Consider the following 17720-nt stretch of genomic DNA (forward strand, 5'->3'; position numbering starts at 1 on the left):
CTGAAAATTACACCAATGCCGGGGGGAGTGGCCCTCGGGCTACGCCCTCACGCCACTCCCCCCGGCATGTAACACGATGGCCTGGTTTTACGCCGCCGAATGGCCGACTTTTGCTCCGCCGTTGACAGACACAGGTCGTGCGCATCCGGGACATCTCGGTGGGGGGCGCGCGCATTCAGGGCAAATCGCCGGGCGTCGGCGCCCGAATCGTCGTCACACGCGGCGAAACGGAGATGCCGGGCCGGGTGGTATGGACCGCAGACCGCCATTTCGGCGTGGCCTTCGACAAGCCGGTGGACGTCGATGCGGTGCTCAAGGCCAGCGGGCGCAAATCGCCCGACCGCCCGGTCTACGCCGCCGCCCTCACGTCGGGACTGACGCATTTTCAGCGCCATACGCCGCGCGGCCGAACAGCCTCCTTCGGCCTGCGTCTGACGGAAGCCGGCCGTTAAGTTATTTGCGCAACAAAAACACCGCATGTTCGGCGAACAGGTTGGCGTTGGCGTGGGTGGTTTCCCTGTCGCCCTTCAGGAACCATTGGCCATCGATGGTCCAGCCCCGCTCCTTCACCAGCGCGCGGAAATCGTCGACCGTCACATGATGGATGTTGAGCGTATCATACCAAGTGTCGGGCAACAGTCGCGTCACTGGCATCCGCCCGCCCCAGAGCAGCGAAATCCGACCGCGCCAATGCGCGAAATTGGGGAAGGAAACGAACGCCTGACGGCCGATGCGCAGCAATTCCTCCACCACCAGGTCAGGTCGCCGCGTCGTCTGCAGCGTCTGGCTCAATATCGCATAGTCGAAGCTGGCGTCGGGATAATAGCCAAGGTCGGTGTCGGCATCGCCCTGCACCACCGACAGGCCGCGCCCCACCGCCGCCGCGACGTTGGACCCGTCAATCTCCAACCCGCGCGCATCGACTTGGGCATTGTCGCGCAGCGCCGCCATCAGCGCGCCGTCGCCGCAGCCCACGTCCAGCAGCCGCGCGCCCCGCCGCACGGTGCGCGCGATCAGGGCCAGGTCCGGCCGCAACGCCTCGCTCATGCCCGGCCGCCCTTCAGGAACCCGTCCACCACCCGGTTGAGTTCGGGACATTCCAGCAGGAAGGCATCATGCCCGAACGGACTGGAGAGTTCGACGAAACTGGCCTGCGCCCCCGACGCATTGAGCGCATGGACGATGATCCGCGATTCGGTGGTGGGATAGAGCCAGTCGGTATCGAAACTGACGAGGCAGAAGCGCGCCTTGCTGGCGGTGAACGCCTTGGCCAGCGACCCGCCATGATCGTCGGCAATATCATAATAATCCATCGCGCGCGTGATGTAGAGATAGGAGTTGGCGTCGAACCGATCGACGAAGCTCAGCCCCTGATGCCGCAAATAGCTTTCTACCTGGAAATCGGCGTCGAACCCGAATGTCTTCGTGTCGCGCCCCTGCAAGCGCCGCCCGAATTTCTCGGTCAGCCCTGCTTCGGACAGGTAAGTGATGTGCGCCGCCATGCGCGCGACCGCCAGCCCGGCGCTCGGCACCTGCCCATCGGCATAATAGTCGCCGCCGCGCCAGTGCGGATCGGCCATGATCGCCTGCCGCCCGACCTCGTGAAAGGCGATATTCTGCGCACTGTGCCGCGCGGTCGAGGCGATCACTATGCAGCTTTCGACCCGGTCGGGGAACAGCGTGGGCCAGGTCAGCGCCTGCATCCCGCCCATAGAACCGCCGATCACCGCGCTCAGCCGCTCCACCCCCAGATGGTCGAGCAACGCCGCCTGCGCCCGCACCATGTCGGCGATGGTCAGCACCGGGAATCGCATGGCGTGGGGGTCGCCCGTCGCCGGATCGATGCTGGCCGGGCCGCTCGATCCCATACAACTGCCGATGACGTTGGAACAGATGATGAAATGGCGGGCCGGATCGACCGGCTTGCCCGCCCCCACCAGCCGCCACCACCAGCCGGGCTTCCCCGTAACGGGATGGTCGGACGCCACATATTGGTCGCCGGTCAGCGCATGGCAGATCAGGATGACGTTGGACTTGTCCGTATTCATCGCGCCATAGGTTTCATAGGCGATGTCGACCGGCCCCAGCCGCGCGCCGCTGGACAGGTTCAACGGGGTGGTCAGGCGGGCCTGCCGCCGCAGGCCGAACCGGCTGTCTTCGCTGATGGGAACGCTGGCCATGATCTGAGCGGCGCTAGGACCGCGACCGCGCGCTGTCAATCGGAGCGGTAAAACGTATAGCATCTGACGGCTCGCCTCCTTCTGTCGCTGCCTGAGAGACACGGCTATGGGGCAAGCTGGAATGGCCATCCCAGGTCCGCTTCCGGCCCATATCGGCGCTGCCATCGCTTCGCTTTGCACAAGGCCCAGTAGCTCGTAAAGGCAGGGCGTCAGGATCTGAATCACAATGAATTATCGCCATTCCTTCCATGCCGGCAATAGCGCCGATGTCGTCAAGCACAGCCTCCTGATCGCCTTGGTGCGGGCCTTGCAGCACAAGCCGGGCGCGCTCACGCTGATCGACACCCATGCCGGCTGCGGACTGTACGACCTTGGCGGCGACCAAGCCCAACGCACTGGCGAGGCTACGCAGGGCGTGCTGCGGGCCTTTGCAGACCCGAATCCCTTGCTGGACGACTATCGCGCCGCCGTGCAGGCGGTGAATCTGGGGCACGAACCGCGGCTTTACCCCGGCTCGCCGCGGCTTCTGGCGCAGCTTTTGCGCCCGCAGGATGTCCTGATCCTCAACGAGAAGCACCCGGAAGACGCTTACACCCTGCGCGGCGTGATGCGGGGCGCCAGCGCGGCGGTGCATGAACGCGACGCCTACGAACTGTGGCTGGCTATGGTGCCGCCCCGCACCGCGCGCGGCGTGGTGGTGGTCGACCCGCCCTATGAGCAGACGGACGAACGCGCGCGCATCACCGCCACCCTCGCCGCGGCTCATCGCAAATGGGCGCATGGCGTGACGGTGATCTGGTATCCGCTGAAAGACCACGCCACGCATTGGAAGTGGAAGCAGCAGTTGCGCAAGCTCGGCATCCCGAAATTGCTGGTGGTGGAGCATTGGCTATATGATAGCGAGCAACCCGGCATTTATAACGGCGCGGGCCTTTTTATCGTCAACCCGCCCTACGCCTTCACGCAGGCGCTGCCGCCGCTGCTGGACGCTTTGCGCGCGGCGCTGGCGCCCGACGGGCATAAGGGCGAGATACTATCCGGTTGGTTGGGGGATTGAGGGCGTCGAGAAAGTTCACAGACGCGCAACAGGCGCGCTGGTGTGACCCATTCGTTACCCTGGCGTGACTTGGGCGAAGCTTCGCAGAGGCTTCGCGATAGCTTTTCGCCGGAAAAGCCCGACGACGGTGTGAACTTCGGCCGTCGCGCCAAAAAAGCACCATGGCCTGCCACTTTGCCTTTGGCGCGGAAGCCGCTAAAGCCGCGCACCATGACAGACACACTTGCGAACCCCGCTGCTAAACCTGCGCCCAAGGACTGGATTCTCGGCATCTCCGCCTATGTGCCGGGCAAGTCCGCCACCGATGACGGCCGCCCGCTGATCAAGCTGTCGGCCAATGAAAATCCGCTGGGCACTGGCGCCGCCGCGCGCGCCGCCCTCGTCGCCGCCACCGCCGACCTCGCCACCTATCCCGATCCGGGCGCGACGAGCCTGCGCGAGGCGATCGGTGCGGTCCATGGGCTTGATCCCGAACGGATCATCTACGGCACCGGCTCCGACGAACTGCTCCATATCGCCGCCTCCGCCTATGCCGGGCCGGGCGACGAGATTCTCTATGTCCGCTATGGCTTTGCCGTCTACGACATAGCCGCGCGGCGCGTCGGCGCGACCCCGGTGATCGCGCCGGACAAGGATTACGCCACCGACGTCGATGCGCTGCTCGCCGCGGTGACGGACAAGACCAGGGTGGTCTTCCTCGCCAACCCCAATAATCCGACCGGCACCATGACCAGCCGCGAAGAGATCGCCCGCCTCCACGCCGGGCTGCGGCCCGATATCCTGTTCGTCCTCGACCAGGCCTATGCCGAATATCTGGACGCGGAAGAGGATGATGGCGGCCTCGAACTGGCCAGGACCGCGTCCAATATCTTCGTCACCCGCACCTTCTCCAAAATCCACGGCCTGGCGGCCGAACGGATCGGCTGGGGCTATGCCAGTGCGGACGTGATCGACATCCTCCACCGCATCCGCGCGCCGTTCAACGTCACGACCGCCGGCCAGGCCGCTGCCGTCGCCGCGATCAACGACGCCGAATGGGTCGCCTTCAGCCGGACCCACACCGCCCGCTGGCGCGAATGGCTGGCGGGTGAGGTCGCATCCTTGTCCAACCACGGCCTGCGCGTCGTGCCCAGCAAGACCAACTTCCTCCTCATCCTGTTCGACGGCAAGCTGACCGCCGAAGCCGCGATGAAGGGTCTGTGGGACGAAGGCTATGCCACCCGCTGGCTGCCCGGACAGGGCCTGCCCAACGGCCTGCGCATCACCATCGGCACCAAGGCGCAGACCCGCGCCGTCGCGGCCAAGCTGCGCGCCATGGCGGAAGCGGCCTGACGCGATGCTGCCCTTCGCCCGCGTCACGATCATCGGCCTGGGGCTGATCGGCTCCTCGCTCGCCCGCGCGATCCGGGCGGACATGCCGACCGTGCGCGTCACCGGCCATGACGCCGACCCGGCGGTGCGGGACATCGCCCGGCGGATCGACCTGTGCGACGATGTGACCGATACGGCGGGCGCTTCGGTGACGGACGCCGATCTGGTCGTTTTGTGCGTGCCGGTCCGCGCCATGGGCGCGGCGGCGGCGGAGATCGCCGATGACCTGCCCACCGACGCGATCATCAGCGACGTCGGCTCCTGCAAAGCCGACGTCCTGACGCAGTTGAACGCTGCCTTGCCGGGGCGGACGATCATCCCGGCCCATCCGGTTGCAGGCACCGAAAATAGCGGCCCGGAGGCCGGCTTCGCCACCCTGTTCAAGGGCCGCTGGTGCATCGTCACCCCGCCCGCCGATGCCGATCCGGCGGCGGTGGAGCGGATATCCGAGCTGTGGCGGCGGGTCGGCGCGGACGTCGAGACGATGGACCCGGCGCATCACGATCTGGTGCTGGCGGTGACCAGCCATCTGCCCCATCTGATCGCCTACACCATCGTCGGCACCGCCAGCGACCTGGAAAATGTCACCCAGTCCGAAGTCATCAAATATTCGGCCGGTGGTTTCCGCGACTTCACCCGGATCGCGGCGTCCGATCCGACCATGTGGCGCGACGTGTTCCTGGCGAACAAGGATGCGGTGCTGGAAATGCTCCAGCGCTTTTCGGAGGATCTGTCAGCCTTGCAGCGGGCGATCCGCTGGAATGACGGCGACGCGCTGTTCAATCTCTTCACCCGCACCCGCGCGATCCGCCGGTCGATCATCGAACAGGGCCAGGACGACGCCAAGCCCGACTTCGGCCGCTCTCACTGATCCAGGGCGGACGGCGGGTTCAGCGCGTTGATCGCGGCATGGACCTGCCGCTCGGCCTCCCTGCGATCGAGGCCGATGGGCACGATCTGCCCCACCTTATAGGTGATGACGCCTGATCGTTTGAGGAATTTGCCGCGCGGCGACACCCGCCCGCTGTCGATGGCGATCGGCACGACCGGCAGGCCGAGCAGGCTGTAAAGGCCTGCAAATCCAGCCCGCAGCGGCGGCGCTTCGCCATGGGGGACGCGGGTGCCTTCGGGAAAGAGGCAGATCGGCCGCCCCTGCGCGATCCGGTCTTTCGCCGCCGCCCGAAGGACGCGCAGTGCGCTCGCCCCAGCCGCCCGTTCGACAGGAATCAAACCGTATAATCGCGCGATCCGGCCCCAGAGCGGAATGTCGAACAATTCCCGTTTGGCGCCAACCGCGGGGCTATCAAGCAGGCACAGCACGTCGATCGTCTCGAACATCGATTCATGCTTGATGATATAGAGATAAGGGCCGCGCGGCAGATTTCCTTCCACCCGCACCGTCTGGCCCAACAGCCAGCGCGCGCACCAGCGGTGGTAGCGACTCCAGCCCGCCGCGATCCGCTGCACCATGTTCGGCGTGAGAGACCCCAGCGCCATCGCCGCCAGCACGAAGAACAGGCTGCCGACGTAGAAAGCCAGCATGAAAAGGAGAGAGCGCAGCGCGGTCAGCATGGATGTCTTTCAGATGCCGATCAACGCGGCGATGCGACGGAGGAGATATTTATTATATTCGCGCGCCAAAATGGAAAGGCTGGGGCGGCTGGGCACGGCGTCATAGACGATCGAGACTTTGCCCTCCGGCAACGCCTGGCGCAGTTCCAGCGCGGCGCGGCGCATATGCCAGTCGGTGGTGATGAGACGCACGGTCTTGTAATCGCGCCGTTTCAGCCAGCGCGCGGTTTCCAGACCGTTGGAGCGGGTGTCGATCGCCTCGCGGCCCAGCGTGATGCAGCAGCTGAACAGCGCTTCGGGCGTCCTATATTCCGCCGCCAGTTCGACCGGGCGGACGGATCGGTCGACACCGGAGATCAGCATCCGCTGGGCCGCGCCGCCCTGCAACAGCGCGATGCCGCGATCGATGCGGCCCGCGCCGCCGGTCAGCACGACGATGGCGTCGGTCCGGCGGCCATCGAGCGGCTGGGGCAAAAGAACCGCGAACCAGACGAAGCCCAGCATCCAGGCCAGCAGCGCGACCGCCAGGAAGCGGACGATCACAGCGCCCGGCCCAGCGCGCGCAGCACGGTCCAGCGCGCCGTGAGAGTCGCCAATATGACGCCGAAAATCGGCAGCGCCGCCAGCAGCAGCCAGCCCCGCGGGTCGAGACTGACCGCGCCGACGACGTCCGATCCAGTCGCCGACAGCCGCAGGCCGATCAGCAGGATGACCAGCGCGGCGAAGGAAAAACCGAGCGCCCCGCCCATCAGCGCGTCGAGGCCGATGCGGCGCTGGAACAGGCGGGCGATCTGCACGTCGGTCGACCCCATCAGGTGCAGCACGTCGATCGTGCCGCGATGGCTGTCATGCGCGCCCCGCGCCGCCAGCACCACCACCGCGCCGGTCGCCAGGATCATCAGCAAGACGATCCCGGCGGCGAGCCAGCCAAGCGCCGTCAGCAGTCCGGCGAGCGGCAGGAGGAAGGCGGCATGGGGTTCGATCCGCAGCTTGGGCGACAGGCCGCCGAGCAGTCGGCGCAGCCGATCTAGCTTGGCGTCGGCATCGCCGGGGGTCAGCATGACGTCGATCAGCGCCGGCACCGGCAGGTCGCCGCTGCTCGCCGCGTCGCCGAGCCAGGGGCGCAACTGATCGGCCAGCTTGGCCGGATCGACCGGATCGGCGGCGCGGACGCCATCAGCCCCGCGCAACGCCCGCAAGGTGCGGGCGGCGAGCAGGTCGCGCGCCTGCCCGTCCGCCTCCACCACCTGCACGCTGGCGCGGCCGGCAAGGTCGGCGCTCATCGACCGGACAGCGGCGCCCAGGCCAAGGGCGGCGGCCGCGGCGAGCACGGTCAGAAACATCATGATCGCGATGATCCAGGGCATCGGTCCCGCCAGTCGGCCGCCGGGTAACAAGCGATGGCGCGCGGCCGCGGCGGCCCGGCGATCGACACGGGTGGCCATCAGGCGCGGCCTTGCGAATTGGGCGGATAGCGGAGCGTGCCCGTCGGGTCGGCAAGCCGCCCTTTGTCGAGCCGCATCATCTGTGCGCCCGACACCTGCGCGATCAGCGGCAGGTCATGGGTGGCGACGACGATGGTGGTGCCAAGGCGATTGAGCGCTTCGAACAGGGTCATGAGGCGACGCGCCATGTCGGCATCGACGTTGCCGGTCGGTTCGTCCGCGACCAGTATCTCCGGGCGGCCGATCACTGCGCGGGCGATGGCGACGCGCTGCTGCTCCCCGCCCGACAGGGTGGCGGGGCGCGCCTGGCCACGATCGCCCAGCCCGACCCAGTTCAGCATCTCCACCACGGGGGCGTCGATCTCCCCTTCTTCCATCCCCGACACCCGCAGCGGCAGGGCGATATTGTCATAGGCGGACAGATGGGGGACGAGCCGGAAATCCTGGAACACCACGCCGATGCGGCGGCGAAAGCCGGGCAGGCGTTTGCGCGGCAGCGTGACCACATCTTCGCCGAACAGGCGGATGACGCCGCGGCTGGGCCGCTGGGCGAGGTAGAGCAATTTGAGCAGCGAAGTCTTTCCCGCGCCCGATGCGCCGGTCAGAAAATAGAAGCCGCCGCCGGCAAGCGAGAAACTGACGTCGGAAAGCGTCTCGCTGTCCAGACCATAGCGCAGGCCGACATTTTCGAACTGGACGATGGCCGACATGTCTTGAAATTTCGCGCCGTCGCGCTCCCTACGTATCGAAGCGTCAGCCATGGCACAGCGGCCCGCCCGCCGTAAAGCCCACGCCGCATATCGCCGCGAGTCGCGGTCGATTTGCACCGGCCGTCGTTGACCGCTTGCGCGCGAGTCCCTGCCATGCCTATGAAGCATCATGATCCTGGTGTGCCCCAATTGCGCGACGCGCTATGTCGTGCCGGACAGTGCGGTCGGTACGAGCGGCCGCCAGGTCCGGTGCGCCGCGTGCAAACATAGCTGGTTCCAGGAACCGGCGGCCCTGCCGGAGCGGGATACCCCGCCTGTGCCGATCGCCGCGCCCGTTGTCGCGCCAGCGCCGGCCCCTTCACCGCCACCGCCTGTCGATGCGACACCGTTCCCAGTCCCCGATCCCGACATGGCGGCGGTTGCGCCTGCCACGGCAGAGGACGCCCCCCCTGCGGAAGAAGCGCCGCCGATCGCGGCTCCGGCGGACAATCGGTTCGACGACATCTATGCCGGCGCGCCGGCCGATCCGGTCGAGGAGAGCCGCTTCATCCCTGCGCCGCCTTTCAAGGCGCGGCGCAATCCGCTCAAGCTGTGGACCTATGCCGCCATAGGCTTTTGTCTGGTCGTCGCGGCGGCGGGCGGGGCGTTCGTCTATTTCGGACCGCCCGCCTGGATGGTGTCGATGGGACTTGCCGGCGAAGAGGGCGACCCGGACCTGCTCTTCTACCTGTCCAAGCCCGCCGAACGGCGCAAGCTGCCGACCGGAGAAGAATATTTCGCCTTCGGCGCGCGGATCGTGAACAGCGGCGCGCAGGCGCTGCCGGTGCCGCCGGTGCTGGTGCAATTACGCGACCGGCAGAATCGACTGGTGTTCAGCTGGACCACCAAGGCGGACAAGAGCAGGCTGAAGCCCGGCGAAGAAGCGTCGATCAATGAAAGTCGGATCGATATTCCCAAAAATGCCGAAAATCTGTCGCTGACCTTTGTTCAGTAAGGCCATGTAGCGCGAAAGTTTCTCGACGTCGCTCGAAACGAACGGGGCCGGCCCGCCCCTTTGCTGTTCAGGGATAGCTGACCGTTTTCGGGCGGCCCTGCGGAATGGGAATAAATTCCTGGTCGTCGCCGGGGATGAGTGGGAAGCGCATCGCCTCCCAATCTTCGCGCGCCTGCATCAGCCGGTCCTGGCTGGACGACACGAAATTCCACCAGACATGGCGGGGCGAGGTGAAAGCTTCGCCGCCGCATAGCACCACCCGGCCGCCATCGACGCTCATCAGGGTCGCCGACGCGCCGGGCCGCAGGACGTAGAGCGTCTGCGGCACGAGCATCAGGCCGTCGAGCATGGCGTCGCCGCCAGAGACGTAAATGGCGCGCTCGTCGGCGGACGGATCGATGGCGATGCGGCCGCCCGGCGATAGCTGGATATCGGCATAGATGGTCTGGGCATAGGTCGTGACCGGCGACGTTTCGCCCCAGAGCGATCCCATGATGACGCGCGCGCGGACATGGCCGTCATCGATCACGGGCATCCCGCCCTCGCCCACATGCTCGAACGCCGGGTCCATCTCCTCATAACGGTCGGGCAAGGCGAGCCAGGTCTGGATCGCGGACAGCTTCGATTCCTTGGCCCGGTCCGCATCGGGCGAACGCTCCGAATGGACGATGCCCTTGCCCGCAGTCATCAGATTGACCGCCCCCGCTTCGATCAACTGCTCGGTGCCGAGCGAATCGCGGTGGAGGAAGGCGCCCTCATACATATAGGTGACAGTGGCGAGGTTGATATGCGGGTGCGGGCGGACGTCCACGCCATGGCCCGCGCCGATCTTCGCCGGTCCTGCCTGGTCGAAGAAGATGAAGGGACCGACCATGGTGCGGCCCTTGACCGGGAGGGAGCGATGCACCCGGAAATCGCCCAGATTGTGACTGGTGGGGGTGATCGTCTGGAGGATGAGATCGTCTGCGGTCATGGGGCGTCCAGTTCGGGATAATGGCGGAAGACATCCTCCTGGCTGAAGGGCAACCGCCGGTCGCTGGATAGATAGTCCTGCAATTCGGGCAGCGCCACAACCCTGTCGTGCAGCGCGCCGAGTTCTGGATAGCCGGGCATCAGCGTCGCCATGCGCAGGGGAAAAGCATAGCGCAAGCCTGCGACCAGATGGAACAGCGACAGGTCGGCGTAGCTCCACCGCGCGCCCGCCAGCCAGTGGCCGGCTTCAGATTTCAGGGCATGTTCGAAATAGTCGAGAAATTTGGGGATGCGCTGTCCGCGAAAGCCATGCGCGCGGCGCAGCGATTCCGGCTTCTGATCCTCATAATAGATATCGACGCCGATCGGGTGATGGACATCATGCGCTTCCGCCACAAAGTCCATGATGGTAAGTTGAAGCTGAGAAAGCCCATAGCGGCTTTTCATACCGGACGGGCCGCATTCATGCCGTTCGGACAAGTAGAACAGGATGTTGGCGGTCTGGGCGATGGTGGACCCATCAACGCCAAGATAGGGCGGCGCGAAGGTGGGGCCGCGCGCATGACCCGCCATGTCGGTGATCAGCGCGTCGGCACCCTCCTCCCGCGCGCGGTCGCGATAGGGGATGCCACAAGCTTCCAGCGTCAGGCGGACGAACTCGCCTCGGCCGGGGATAGTGGGCCAGTACCAGAAATCATAGGCCATGACGGACGGCGCTCCTTGCTTGCACGAAGCAGGGAGAACGCCGCGGCGCGACCTAAAGTCTCATGCATCTTCGGGCGCGCGCGCCTTGATGGCTAGGGCGTGGACCTTTTCCGCCAGCAGGTCGGCGAGTGCGGCGTTGACCAGTCGCTGGCGTGCGACGCGGGTCTGGCCGGCGAAGCGATCCGACACGATCTCCACCGTGAAATGGCTTTCCCCCGATCCGTCATGGCCGGCATGGCCGCGATGTTTTTCGCTGTCGTCGATGACGACGAGATGGTCCGGTGACAGGGCGGCGCGCAGCCGCGCCTCGATTTCTATGGCAACGGGGCCTTTGAGGTCGGTAGTCATATCCCCTATATAGGCTGCTTTGCCGCCACTTGCATCAGGACTTCCTTGTCTACCGATCCTTTCTCGACACGTCGTTTCAACCGTTTTCATGGCCGGGTGGAAGGCGACCGCCCCTGCGCCGCGCCAGGATGCCCCGAACCGGGCGAATTCCGCGCGCCACCGGCGGAAGGGAGCGCGCGACCGGGCGAGGAAGGACCGCGCTGGCGCTGGTTCTGCCTGGATCATGTCAAGGCGTTCAACCAAGGCTATAATTTCTTCACCGGCATGACCCCCGACGAGATCGCCGCGGCGCAGCGCCCCTATGCCGGGTGGGAACGGGAGACGCGCGCCTTTTCCGCCAATGCGCATAGTCCCTCGCCCAAATGGGCCGATTTCGTCGATCCGCTCGATGCGATCGGGGCGAAGTTCAAAGAGCGCATGGCCAAGGCGCGAGCCGACGCACAGGTGCGACAGGACGGCAAATTCCTGTCGGTCGAGGATCGCAAGGCGCTATCGCTGATGGGGCTGGAGATCGACGCCGATCGCAAGGCGCTGCGCACCCGCTACACGCAATTGCTGCGCCGCTATCATCCCGACCATAATGGCGGCGACCGCACCCACGAAAGCGCGCTGCAAAGCGTGATAGAAGCCTATGGGCATTTGAAGAAGGCTTCGGTTTTCGCTTAACTTCGCACTTTTCCACATGTTTTGACATTATCGTAACATGATAGGAAATCTGACTGCGAGGAGGGTGGACCAAAGCAAGCGCCGTTCACCTTTATACCAGAGCCGCGTGATGTAGCACAGCGCAGCCTTGCCCCAGTCCGATTGGGCTGTCATAGCGCGCGGCCTTTCAAAAAACCGGAGATGTTCATGCAGCAGGTGCCGCGCGCGCTGGGCCTCGATTTCGGCACGACCAACAGCGTCGCCGCGCTGGCGGACGGCGGGGAGTCGCGACTGGTCGAATTTGCCGGGACGAAAGCGACCGGCGCGGTGTTCAGGTCAGCGCTCTGTTTCTGGCATGACGAGGCGGTCAAGGGCGGCATGGCGCATGAGGCAGGGCCGTGGGCGATCGCGGAATATATGCAATATCCCGAAGACAGCCGCTTCCTCCAATCGTTCAAGTCGGTGGCCGCCAGCCCGATCTTCGAAACCGCCAATGTGTTCGAAAAGCGGTTTCGTTTCGAGGAACTGGGGCAGATGTTCCTCAATCGGATGATCGGCCATGCCGGCGGCGCACTCGACAAGCGTCCCGAACGGATCGTCGTCGGGCGGCCGGTCGAATATGCCGGATCGCGCCCCGACGAGGCGCTGGCGCGCAAGCGCTACGACGCGATGTTTTCCGGGTTCGGCACGGAAATACATTATGTCTATGAGCCGCTGGGCGCGGCGTTCAGCTATGCCAGCCGTCTGACCGGGGCGGCGACGATCCTGGTCGCCGATTTCGGCGGGGGCACCAGCGACTTTTCGTTGGTCCGGGTCGAGGCGCCGGGTGCGGCGCGCCGCTGCGTACCGCTGGGATCGACCGGCATCGGGCTGGCGGGCGACCGGTTCGACTATCGCATCCTCGACCATCTGGTGCTGCCGATGCTGGGCAAGGGCGGCAGTTATCAGAGTTTCGGCAAGGAATTGGAGATACCGCGCAGCTATTTCGCCGATTTCGCCGACTGGTCGCGCCTCGCCCTGATGCGCAACCGGCGCACGATGGACGAACTGGCGCGGTTGCAGAAGACGGCGAAGGAGCCGGTGGCGATCGGGCGGATGATGACCGTGATCGAGAAGGAGTTGGGCTATCCGCTCTATGATGCGGTCGGCGCGCTGAAACGCGCATTGTCCGAGAGCGAAAGCGCCACCTTCCGCTTTTCGGGCGGCGGGCTGGAGATCGAGCAGGCGGTTACGCGCGCCGATTTCGAACGCTGGATCGCGCCCGACATCGCCCGGATCGAGGAAACTGTGGACAAGGCGCTGGCCAAGGCGAATGTCGCGCCTGATATTATCGACCGGGTGTTTCTGACCGGCGGATCGTCGCTCATTCCGGCGATCCGCGATATTTTCCGCGCGCGTTTCGGGCAGGACAGGCTGGCGACCGGAGGCGAACTGACCTCCATCGCCCATGGGCTGGCGCTGATCGGCGCGGAAGCCAATTTGGCGGAATGGGCAGCTTGATCCGGGCGCGCCTTGCCGCCACTCTCTCGACATCGCCTTCATGGATCGTTTAGGGCGGAGATGACTCGCAGGAAGATGATGACCCGATGACCGATATTTCCAACGTCCAGCCTGACACCCGCGCCGAAACGCTGCTGGACGCGCCCGACCGCGAAGTGGATGCGCGCGACGTGTTCGGCATCGACGTCGATATGAAGATCCCGGCGTTCAGCCAGGCCGACGAGCGCGTGCCGGACCTGGACCCCGCCTATGTGTTCGACCCGGACACCACGCTGGCGATCCTGGCGGGCTTTGCGTTCAACCGGCGCGTGATGGTGCAGGGCTATCATGGCACCGGCAAGTCGAGCCATATCGAACAGATCGCCGCCCGCCTGAAATGGCCGTGCATCCGCATCAACCTGGACGCGCATATCAGCCGCATCGATCTGGTCGGGCGCGACGCGATCGTGTTGCAGGACGGACAGCAGGTGACGCAGTTCAAGGAAGGCTTGCTGCCCTGGGCGTTGCAGCGCCCCGTCGCTCTGGTGTTCGACGAATATGATGCGGGGCGCCCCGACGTGATGTTCGTGATCCAGCGCGTGCTGGAAACGGATGGCAAGATGACCCTGCTGGACCAGAATCGCGTGATCCGCCCGAACCCGCATTTCCGCCTGTTCGCGACCGCCAATACGGTGGGCCTGGGCGATACGACCGGCCTGTATCATGGCACGCAGCAGATCAATCAGGGCCAGATGGACCGCTGGAATCTGGTCGTGGCGCTGAATTATCTGCCCGCCGCGACCGAGGCGCAGGTGGTCCTCGCCAAGTCGGGCGAATATGATCATGAGGGCGGCCGCAAGGAAGTCGAAAACATGATCAAGGTCGCCGAACTGACGCGGCAGGGCTTCATCAACGGCGATATTTCGACCGTCATGTCGCCACGCACCGTGATAAGCTGGGCGCAGAATGCGCTGATCTTCAAGAATGTCGGCTTCGCCTTCCGCCTGAGCTTCCTCAACAAATGCGATGAAGCCGAGCGGGCGCTGGTCGCCGAATATTATCAGCGCGTGTTCGGCAAGGATCTGCCGGAAAGCGTGGCGAGCCGGGCGAACTGACCGTTCGCGCCGGCCTTAAAGGCGGGAGTTTCCCATGATCGTCGTCGAACGGATCGACCCAGCAGGTGGCATTGGGGACGGCACGACACACCGGATCAGCATCCGGGGGCATGAGATCGTCGCGGACATGTCCGCGCCCGATGGCGATGACGCCGGGCCGGACCCGCATGACCTGTATGATGCGGCGCTGGGCGCGTGCAAGGCGATGACGATGCTCTGGTATGCGCAGCGCAACGCCATTCCGGTGGAGGACATCCATGTCGGCGTCGTCCGCGACGCGAGCCAGGAGCGCAAAGGCATGTACAAGCTGACCACCCGCATCGCGGTGACGGGGCCGATGAGCGATGAGCAGCATGACAAACTGATCGCGGTTGCCGCTAAATGTCCGGTCCACAAGCTGATGAGCGAGGTTGAGACGCAGATCGAAACGATCGCGGTGCCGCGCGTCGGCGAGGCGGAACGGCCATGAGCGGCGGGGCGATGATGGAGCGGCGCGGATTGCCGCTGGCGAGCGCATTCAACCTGCGCGATTTCGGCGGCTATCCGACGCAGCACGGCCGGCGGGTGCGGCGCGGTATGCTCTACCGGTCGGGCACGATGGCGCTGCTGACGCCGGAGGACAGCGCGCAATTGCAGTCGCTGGGCATCCGGGCCATCTGTGATTTCCGCCGTCCCGGCGAACGCAGGTCGGAACCGACCAGTTGGCATGATGCCGACGTCGATTATTATTGCCGCGATTATAGCGGCGCGACCGGCGTGTTGATGGACCTGGTACGCGAAGATCGGACGACCGCCGCGGACATGCGGGCGGCGATGCTGAATGTCTATCATGAGATCGCGACCGACCATGCCGAAGCCTATCGCGCCATGTTCGCGCAGATGTTGGGCGGGCGGCTGCCCATCCTGATCAACTGTTCGGCCGGCAAGGACCGCACCGGGGCAGGCGCGGCGATGATTCTGGCGGCGCTGGGCGTGGCGCGGGACGACATCGTCGAGGATTATCTGCTGACCAACAGCCATGCCGACTGGGCGTGGCGGCTGGCGCAGGGCGAGAATCATCTGAGCAAGCTGCAGCAGGTCAGGGCCGATGTGGTGGAACCGTTGCTGATCGCCGACGCGGCCTATCTGGAGGCGTTGTTCGCGCAGTTCGACGCTATGCATGGCGGTATCGATGGTTATCTGCGCGACGTGCTGGGCATCGATGCGGCCGCCCGCGCGTCCTTGTGCGATGCGCTGCTGGAAGCATGACGGAACGCTCTCCCCTCGACGCCTTCAAGGATGTGCTGTCCGGCGCGGCGCGGGCGATGACGCGCGACGCGGAAGTGGAGGTCGGCTTCACCGCCGACACGCCCCACGCCGCGGGCAAGGCGATCAAGGTGCCGACGCCCAGTCGCGCTTTGCCCGCCGATCAGGTGGCGCTGGCGCGCGGTTTCGCCGACGCCTCCGCGCTCAAGCTGCGTCATCATAATGCCAAGGTGCACGCCCACTCAGCGCCCGGAGAAGCCGTCGCGCGCGCGGTTTTCGACGCGGTCGAGCAGGCGCGGGTCGAGGCGATCGGTTCGCGGTCGATGGCGGGGGTGCGCGCCAACCTCAACCATGCGCTCGACCTGCGGCTGAAGTCCGACGCGATCCGCCGGGCGCGATCCGCCGACGAGGTGCCGCTCTCGACCGCGCTGGCGCTGAAGGTGCGTGAGCGGCTGACGGGCCAGGCGATCCCCAGGGACGTTGCGGCCGGCGTCGCCATGGTCGACCAGTGGATCGAGGACAGGGCGGGCGCCGATCTCGACGCGCTGGGCCTGGCGATCGACGACCAGCGCGCCTTCCAACGGCTGACGACGGCGATGCTGGAGCATCTGCAACTGATCGACGCCGATGTGCCGCCCGACACGGAGGAGCCTGAATCGCAGGAAGAGAGCGACGAGCAGGAAGAGCAGCAGGAAGAAGGCGATAGCGGCCAGGACGAGTCGGGCGACAGCGACATGAACGCCGAGGCGCGCGCCGAGGACCAGGGCGGCGACACCGAAGAGGGCGACACAGACTATAGCGACGAGTTCGACGCCGACAGCGATGCAGGCGCGGACGATATGGGCGAAGAAGGCATGATGCCGGTCCGCCCCAACCGGCCGCTGTCCGACCTGCCGCCCGGTTTCGATTATAAGGCCTATACGCTGAGGTTCGACGAGGTCGTCAGCCCCGAAGAGCTGTGCGACGAGGACGAGCTGTTGCGGCTGCGCGGCTTCCTGGACCAGCAACTGGTCAGTTTGCAGGGCGCTGTGACGAAGCTGGCCAACCGCTTGCAGCGCCGTTTGATGGCGCAGCAGTCGCGGTCGTGGGATTTCGACCAGGAAGAGGGGATGCTGGACGCGGCGCGGCTGGCGCGGATCGTGATCGATCCCACCCATTCGCTGTCCTACAAGATCGAGCGCGACACCGAGTTTCGCGACACCGTCGTCACGCTGTTGATCGACAATAGCGGATCGATGCGTGGCCGGCCGATCAGCATCGCGGCGATCAGCGCCGACATCATGGCGCGCACGCTGGAGCGGTGCGGGGTCAAGACCGAGATATTGGGCTTCACCACGCGGGCGTGGAAGGGCGGGCAGAGCCGCGAGGAATGGCTGGCCGCCGGGCGTCCTCCGATGCCGGGGCGACTCAATGACCTGCGCCATATCGTCTACAAGAAGGCCGACGATCCATGGCGGCGGGCGCGCAAGAATCTGGGCCTGATGATGCGTGAAGGGCTGCTGAAGGAGAATATCGACGGCGAGGCGCTGCTATGGGCGCACAGCCGGCTGATCGCGCGGCCCGAAGAGCGGCGCATCCTGATGGTGATCTCCGACGGCGCGCCGGTGGACGATTCGACCCTGTCGGTGAACAGCGGCACCTATCTGGAGCGGCATTTGCGGCAGGTGATCGACTGGATCGAGAACCGATCGCCGGTGCAATTGGTCGCGATCGGCATCGGTCATGACGTGACCCGCTATTATCGTCGCGCGGTGACGATCATGGACGCCGAGCAATTGGGTGGAACCATGGTGGAGCAGCTCGCCGGATTATTCGACGAAGATTGACGATAAAATCATAGGCCTGCCGAGGCAGGAGCCCAGTCTCATGCATTTGGACCGGG

General features: G+C 65.5%; 20 protein-coding genes. 11 read left to right on the forward strand and 9 right to left on the reverse strand.

Features of this window, described 5'->3' with window-relative positions:
* The first annotated feature begins 137 nt into the window (after positions 1 to 137).
* On the forward strand, positions 138 to 452 hold the full coding sequence (locus tag EWH12_RS08855; protein WP_165363590.1) for a PilZ domain-containing protein: 315 nt from the start codon (positions 138 to 140) through the stop codon (positions 450 to 452).
* 1 nt (position 453) lies between these two features.
* Here EWH12_RS08855 and metW read toward each other — a convergent pair whose 3' ends face one another.
* On the reverse strand, positions 454 to 1047 hold the full coding sequence (gene metW, locus EWH12_RS08860) for a methionine biosynthesis protein MetW (protein ID WP_066599182.1): 594 nt from the start codon (positions 1045 to 1047) through the stop codon (positions 454 to 456).
* On the reverse strand, positions 1044 to 2180 hold the full coding sequence (gene metX, locus EWH12_RS08865) for a homoserine O-acetyltransferase MetX (RefSeq protein ID WP_066604775.1): 1137 nt from the start codon (positions 2178 to 2180) through the stop codon (positions 1044 to 1046). The genes metW and metX overlap by 4 nt, the downstream gene beginning before the upstream one ends.
* 226 nt (positions 2181 to 2406) lie before the next feature.
* On the opposite strand from metX, the gene EWH12_RS08870 reads away from it, so the two are divergent.
* The 3 genes from EWH12_RS08870 to EWH12_RS08880 all read left to right on the forward strand — a co-directional run bounded on the left by EWH12_RS08870 (position 2407) and on the right by EWH12_RS08880 (position 5479).
* Positions 2407 to 3237 carry a 23S rRNA (adenine(2030)-N(6))-methyltransferase RlmJ gene (locus EWH12_RS08870; protein ID WP_129926351.1) on the forward strand — a complete coding sequence of 277 codons (831 nt, stop codon included), beginning with the start codon at positions 2407 to 2409 and terminating at the stop codon, positions 3235 to 3237.
* A 210-nt stretch (positions 3238 to 3447) separates the two neighbouring features.
* Entirely contained in the window at positions 3448 to 4569 is a 1122-nt protein-coding gene (locus EWH12_RS08875) for a pyridoxal phosphate-dependent aminotransferase (protein ID WP_129926352.1), read from the forward strand.
* Between the two features lie 4 nt (positions 4570 to 4573).
* Positions 4574 to 5479 carry a prephenate/arogenate dehydrogenase family protein gene (locus EWH12_RS08880; protein ID WP_066599168.1) on the forward strand — a complete coding sequence of 302 codons (906 nt, stop codon included), beginning with the start codon at positions 4574 to 4576 and terminating at the stop codon, positions 5477 to 5479.
* Here EWH12_RS08880 and EWH12_RS08885 read toward each other — a convergent pair.
* Genes EWH12_RS08885 through ftsE form a run of 4 tightly spaced genes read right to left on the reverse strand, consistent with a single transcriptional unit; the run spans position 5473 to position 8335 of the window.
* On the reverse strand, positions 5473 to 6180 hold the full coding sequence (locus EWH12_RS08885; protein WP_066599166.1) for a lysophospholipid acyltransferase family protein: 708 nt from the start codon (positions 6178 to 6180) through the stop codon (positions 5473 to 5475). The genes EWH12_RS08880 and EWH12_RS08885 overlap by 7 nt on opposite strands.
* Positions 6181 to 6189: 9 nt before the next feature.
* Positions 6190 to 6723, reverse strand: a complete 534-nt coding sequence (locus EWH12_RS08890; protein WP_066599163.1) for a YdcF family protein — start codon at positions 6721 to 6723, stop codon at positions 6190 to 6192.
* Entirely contained in the window at positions 6720 to 7625 is a 906-nt protein-coding gene (locus EWH12_RS08895) for a cell division protein FtsX (RefSeq protein WP_129926353.1), read from the reverse strand. The genes EWH12_RS08890 and EWH12_RS08895 overlap by 4 nt, the downstream gene beginning before the upstream one ends.
* Positions 7625 to 8335, reverse strand: a complete 711-nt coding sequence (ftsE, locus tag EWH12_RS08900; RefSeq protein ID WP_066599158.1) for a cell division ATP-binding protein FtsE — start codon at positions 8333 to 8335, stop codon at positions 7625 to 7627. The genes EWH12_RS08895 and ftsE overlap by 1 nt, the downstream gene beginning before the upstream one ends.
* A gap of 169 nt (positions 8336 to 8504) precedes the next feature.
* On the opposite strand from ftsE, the gene EWH12_RS08905 reads away from it, so the two are divergent.
* Positions 8505 to 9329 (forward strand): zinc-ribbon domain-containing protein, encoded by an 825-nt coding sequence (locus EWH12_RS08905; RefSeq protein WP_129926354.1) that lies wholly within the window; start codon positions 8505 to 8507, stop codon positions 9327 to 9329.
* 67 nt (positions 9330 to 9396) lie between these two features.
* Here EWH12_RS08905 and EWH12_RS08910 read toward each other — a convergent pair whose 3' ends face one another.
* The 3 genes from EWH12_RS08910 to EWH12_RS08920 are packed head-to-tail and all read right to left on the reverse strand — an operon-like array spanning position 9397 to position 11354.
* On the reverse strand, positions 9397 to 10302 hold the full coding sequence (locus EWH12_RS08910) for a pirin family protein (protein WP_129926355.1): 906 nt from the start codon (positions 10300 to 10302) through the stop codon (positions 9397 to 9399).
* A complete protein-coding gene (locus EWH12_RS08915; RefSeq protein WP_129926356.1) occupies positions 10299 to 11006 on the reverse strand; it encodes a glutathione S-transferase in 708 nt (235 codons plus the stop codon). Before EWH12_RS08915 ends, EWH12_RS08910 begins: the two co-directional genes overlap by 4 nt.
* 60 nt (positions 11007 to 11066) lie before the next feature.
* Positions 11067 to 11354 (reverse strand): BolA family protein, encoded by a 288-nt coding sequence (locus EWH12_RS08920; RefSeq protein WP_066599146.1) that lies wholly within the window; start codon positions 11352 to 11354, stop codon positions 11067 to 11069.
* 45 nt (positions 11355 to 11399) lie between these two features.
* On the opposite strand from EWH12_RS08920, the gene EWH12_RS08925 reads away from it, so the two are divergent.
* The 6 genes from EWH12_RS08925 to cobT all read left to right on the forward strand — a co-directional run bounded on the left by EWH12_RS08925 (position 11400) and on the right by cobT (position 17664).
* Complete coding sequence (locus tag EWH12_RS08925; protein WP_066599144.1) at positions 11400 to 12020, forward strand: J domain-containing protein; 621 nt, start codon at positions 11400 to 11402, stop codon at positions 12018 to 12020.
* 186 nt (positions 12021 to 12206) lie between these two features.
* Positions 12207 to 13499 (forward strand): Hsp70 family protein, encoded by a 1293-nt coding sequence (locus EWH12_RS08930; RefSeq protein ID WP_129926357.1) that lies wholly within the window; start codon positions 12207 to 12209, stop codon positions 13497 to 13499.
* An 86-nt stretch (positions 13500 to 13585) separates the two neighbouring features.
* Positions 13586 to 14593: a cobaltochelatase subunit CobS gene (cobS, locus tag EWH12_RS08935; protein WP_066599142.1), complete on the forward strand. Its 1008-nt coding sequence runs from the start codon at positions 13586 to 13588 to the stop codon at positions 14591 to 14593.
* 34 nt (positions 14594 to 14627) lie between these two features.
* Positions 14628 to 15062: an OsmC family protein gene (locus EWH12_RS08940; RefSeq protein WP_066599140.1), complete on the forward strand. Its 435-nt coding sequence runs from the start codon at positions 14628 to 14630 to the stop codon at positions 15060 to 15062.
* Positions 15059 to 15841 (forward strand): tyrosine-protein phosphatase, encoded by a 783-nt coding sequence (locus EWH12_RS08945; RefSeq protein WP_066599138.1) that lies wholly within the window; start codon positions 15059 to 15061, stop codon positions 15839 to 15841. The genes EWH12_RS08940 and EWH12_RS08945 overlap by 4 nt, the downstream gene beginning before the upstream one ends.
* Positions 15838 to 17664 carry a cobaltochelatase subunit CobT gene (cobT, locus tag EWH12_RS08950; RefSeq protein WP_066599132.1) on the forward strand — a complete coding sequence of 609 codons (1827 nt, stop codon included), beginning with the start codon at positions 15838 to 15840 and terminating at the stop codon, positions 17662 to 17664. Before EWH12_RS08945 ends, cobT begins: the two co-directional genes overlap by 4 nt.
* The last annotated feature ends 56 nt before the right edge of the window (positions 17665 to 17720 follow it).

Origin of the sequence: Sphingobium cupriresistens, from assembly GCF_004152865.1 — a bacterium.
GTDB classification, from domain to species: Bacteria; Pseudomonadota; Alphaproteobacteria; order Sphingomonadales; family Sphingomonadaceae; genus Sphingobium; species Sphingobium cupriresistens.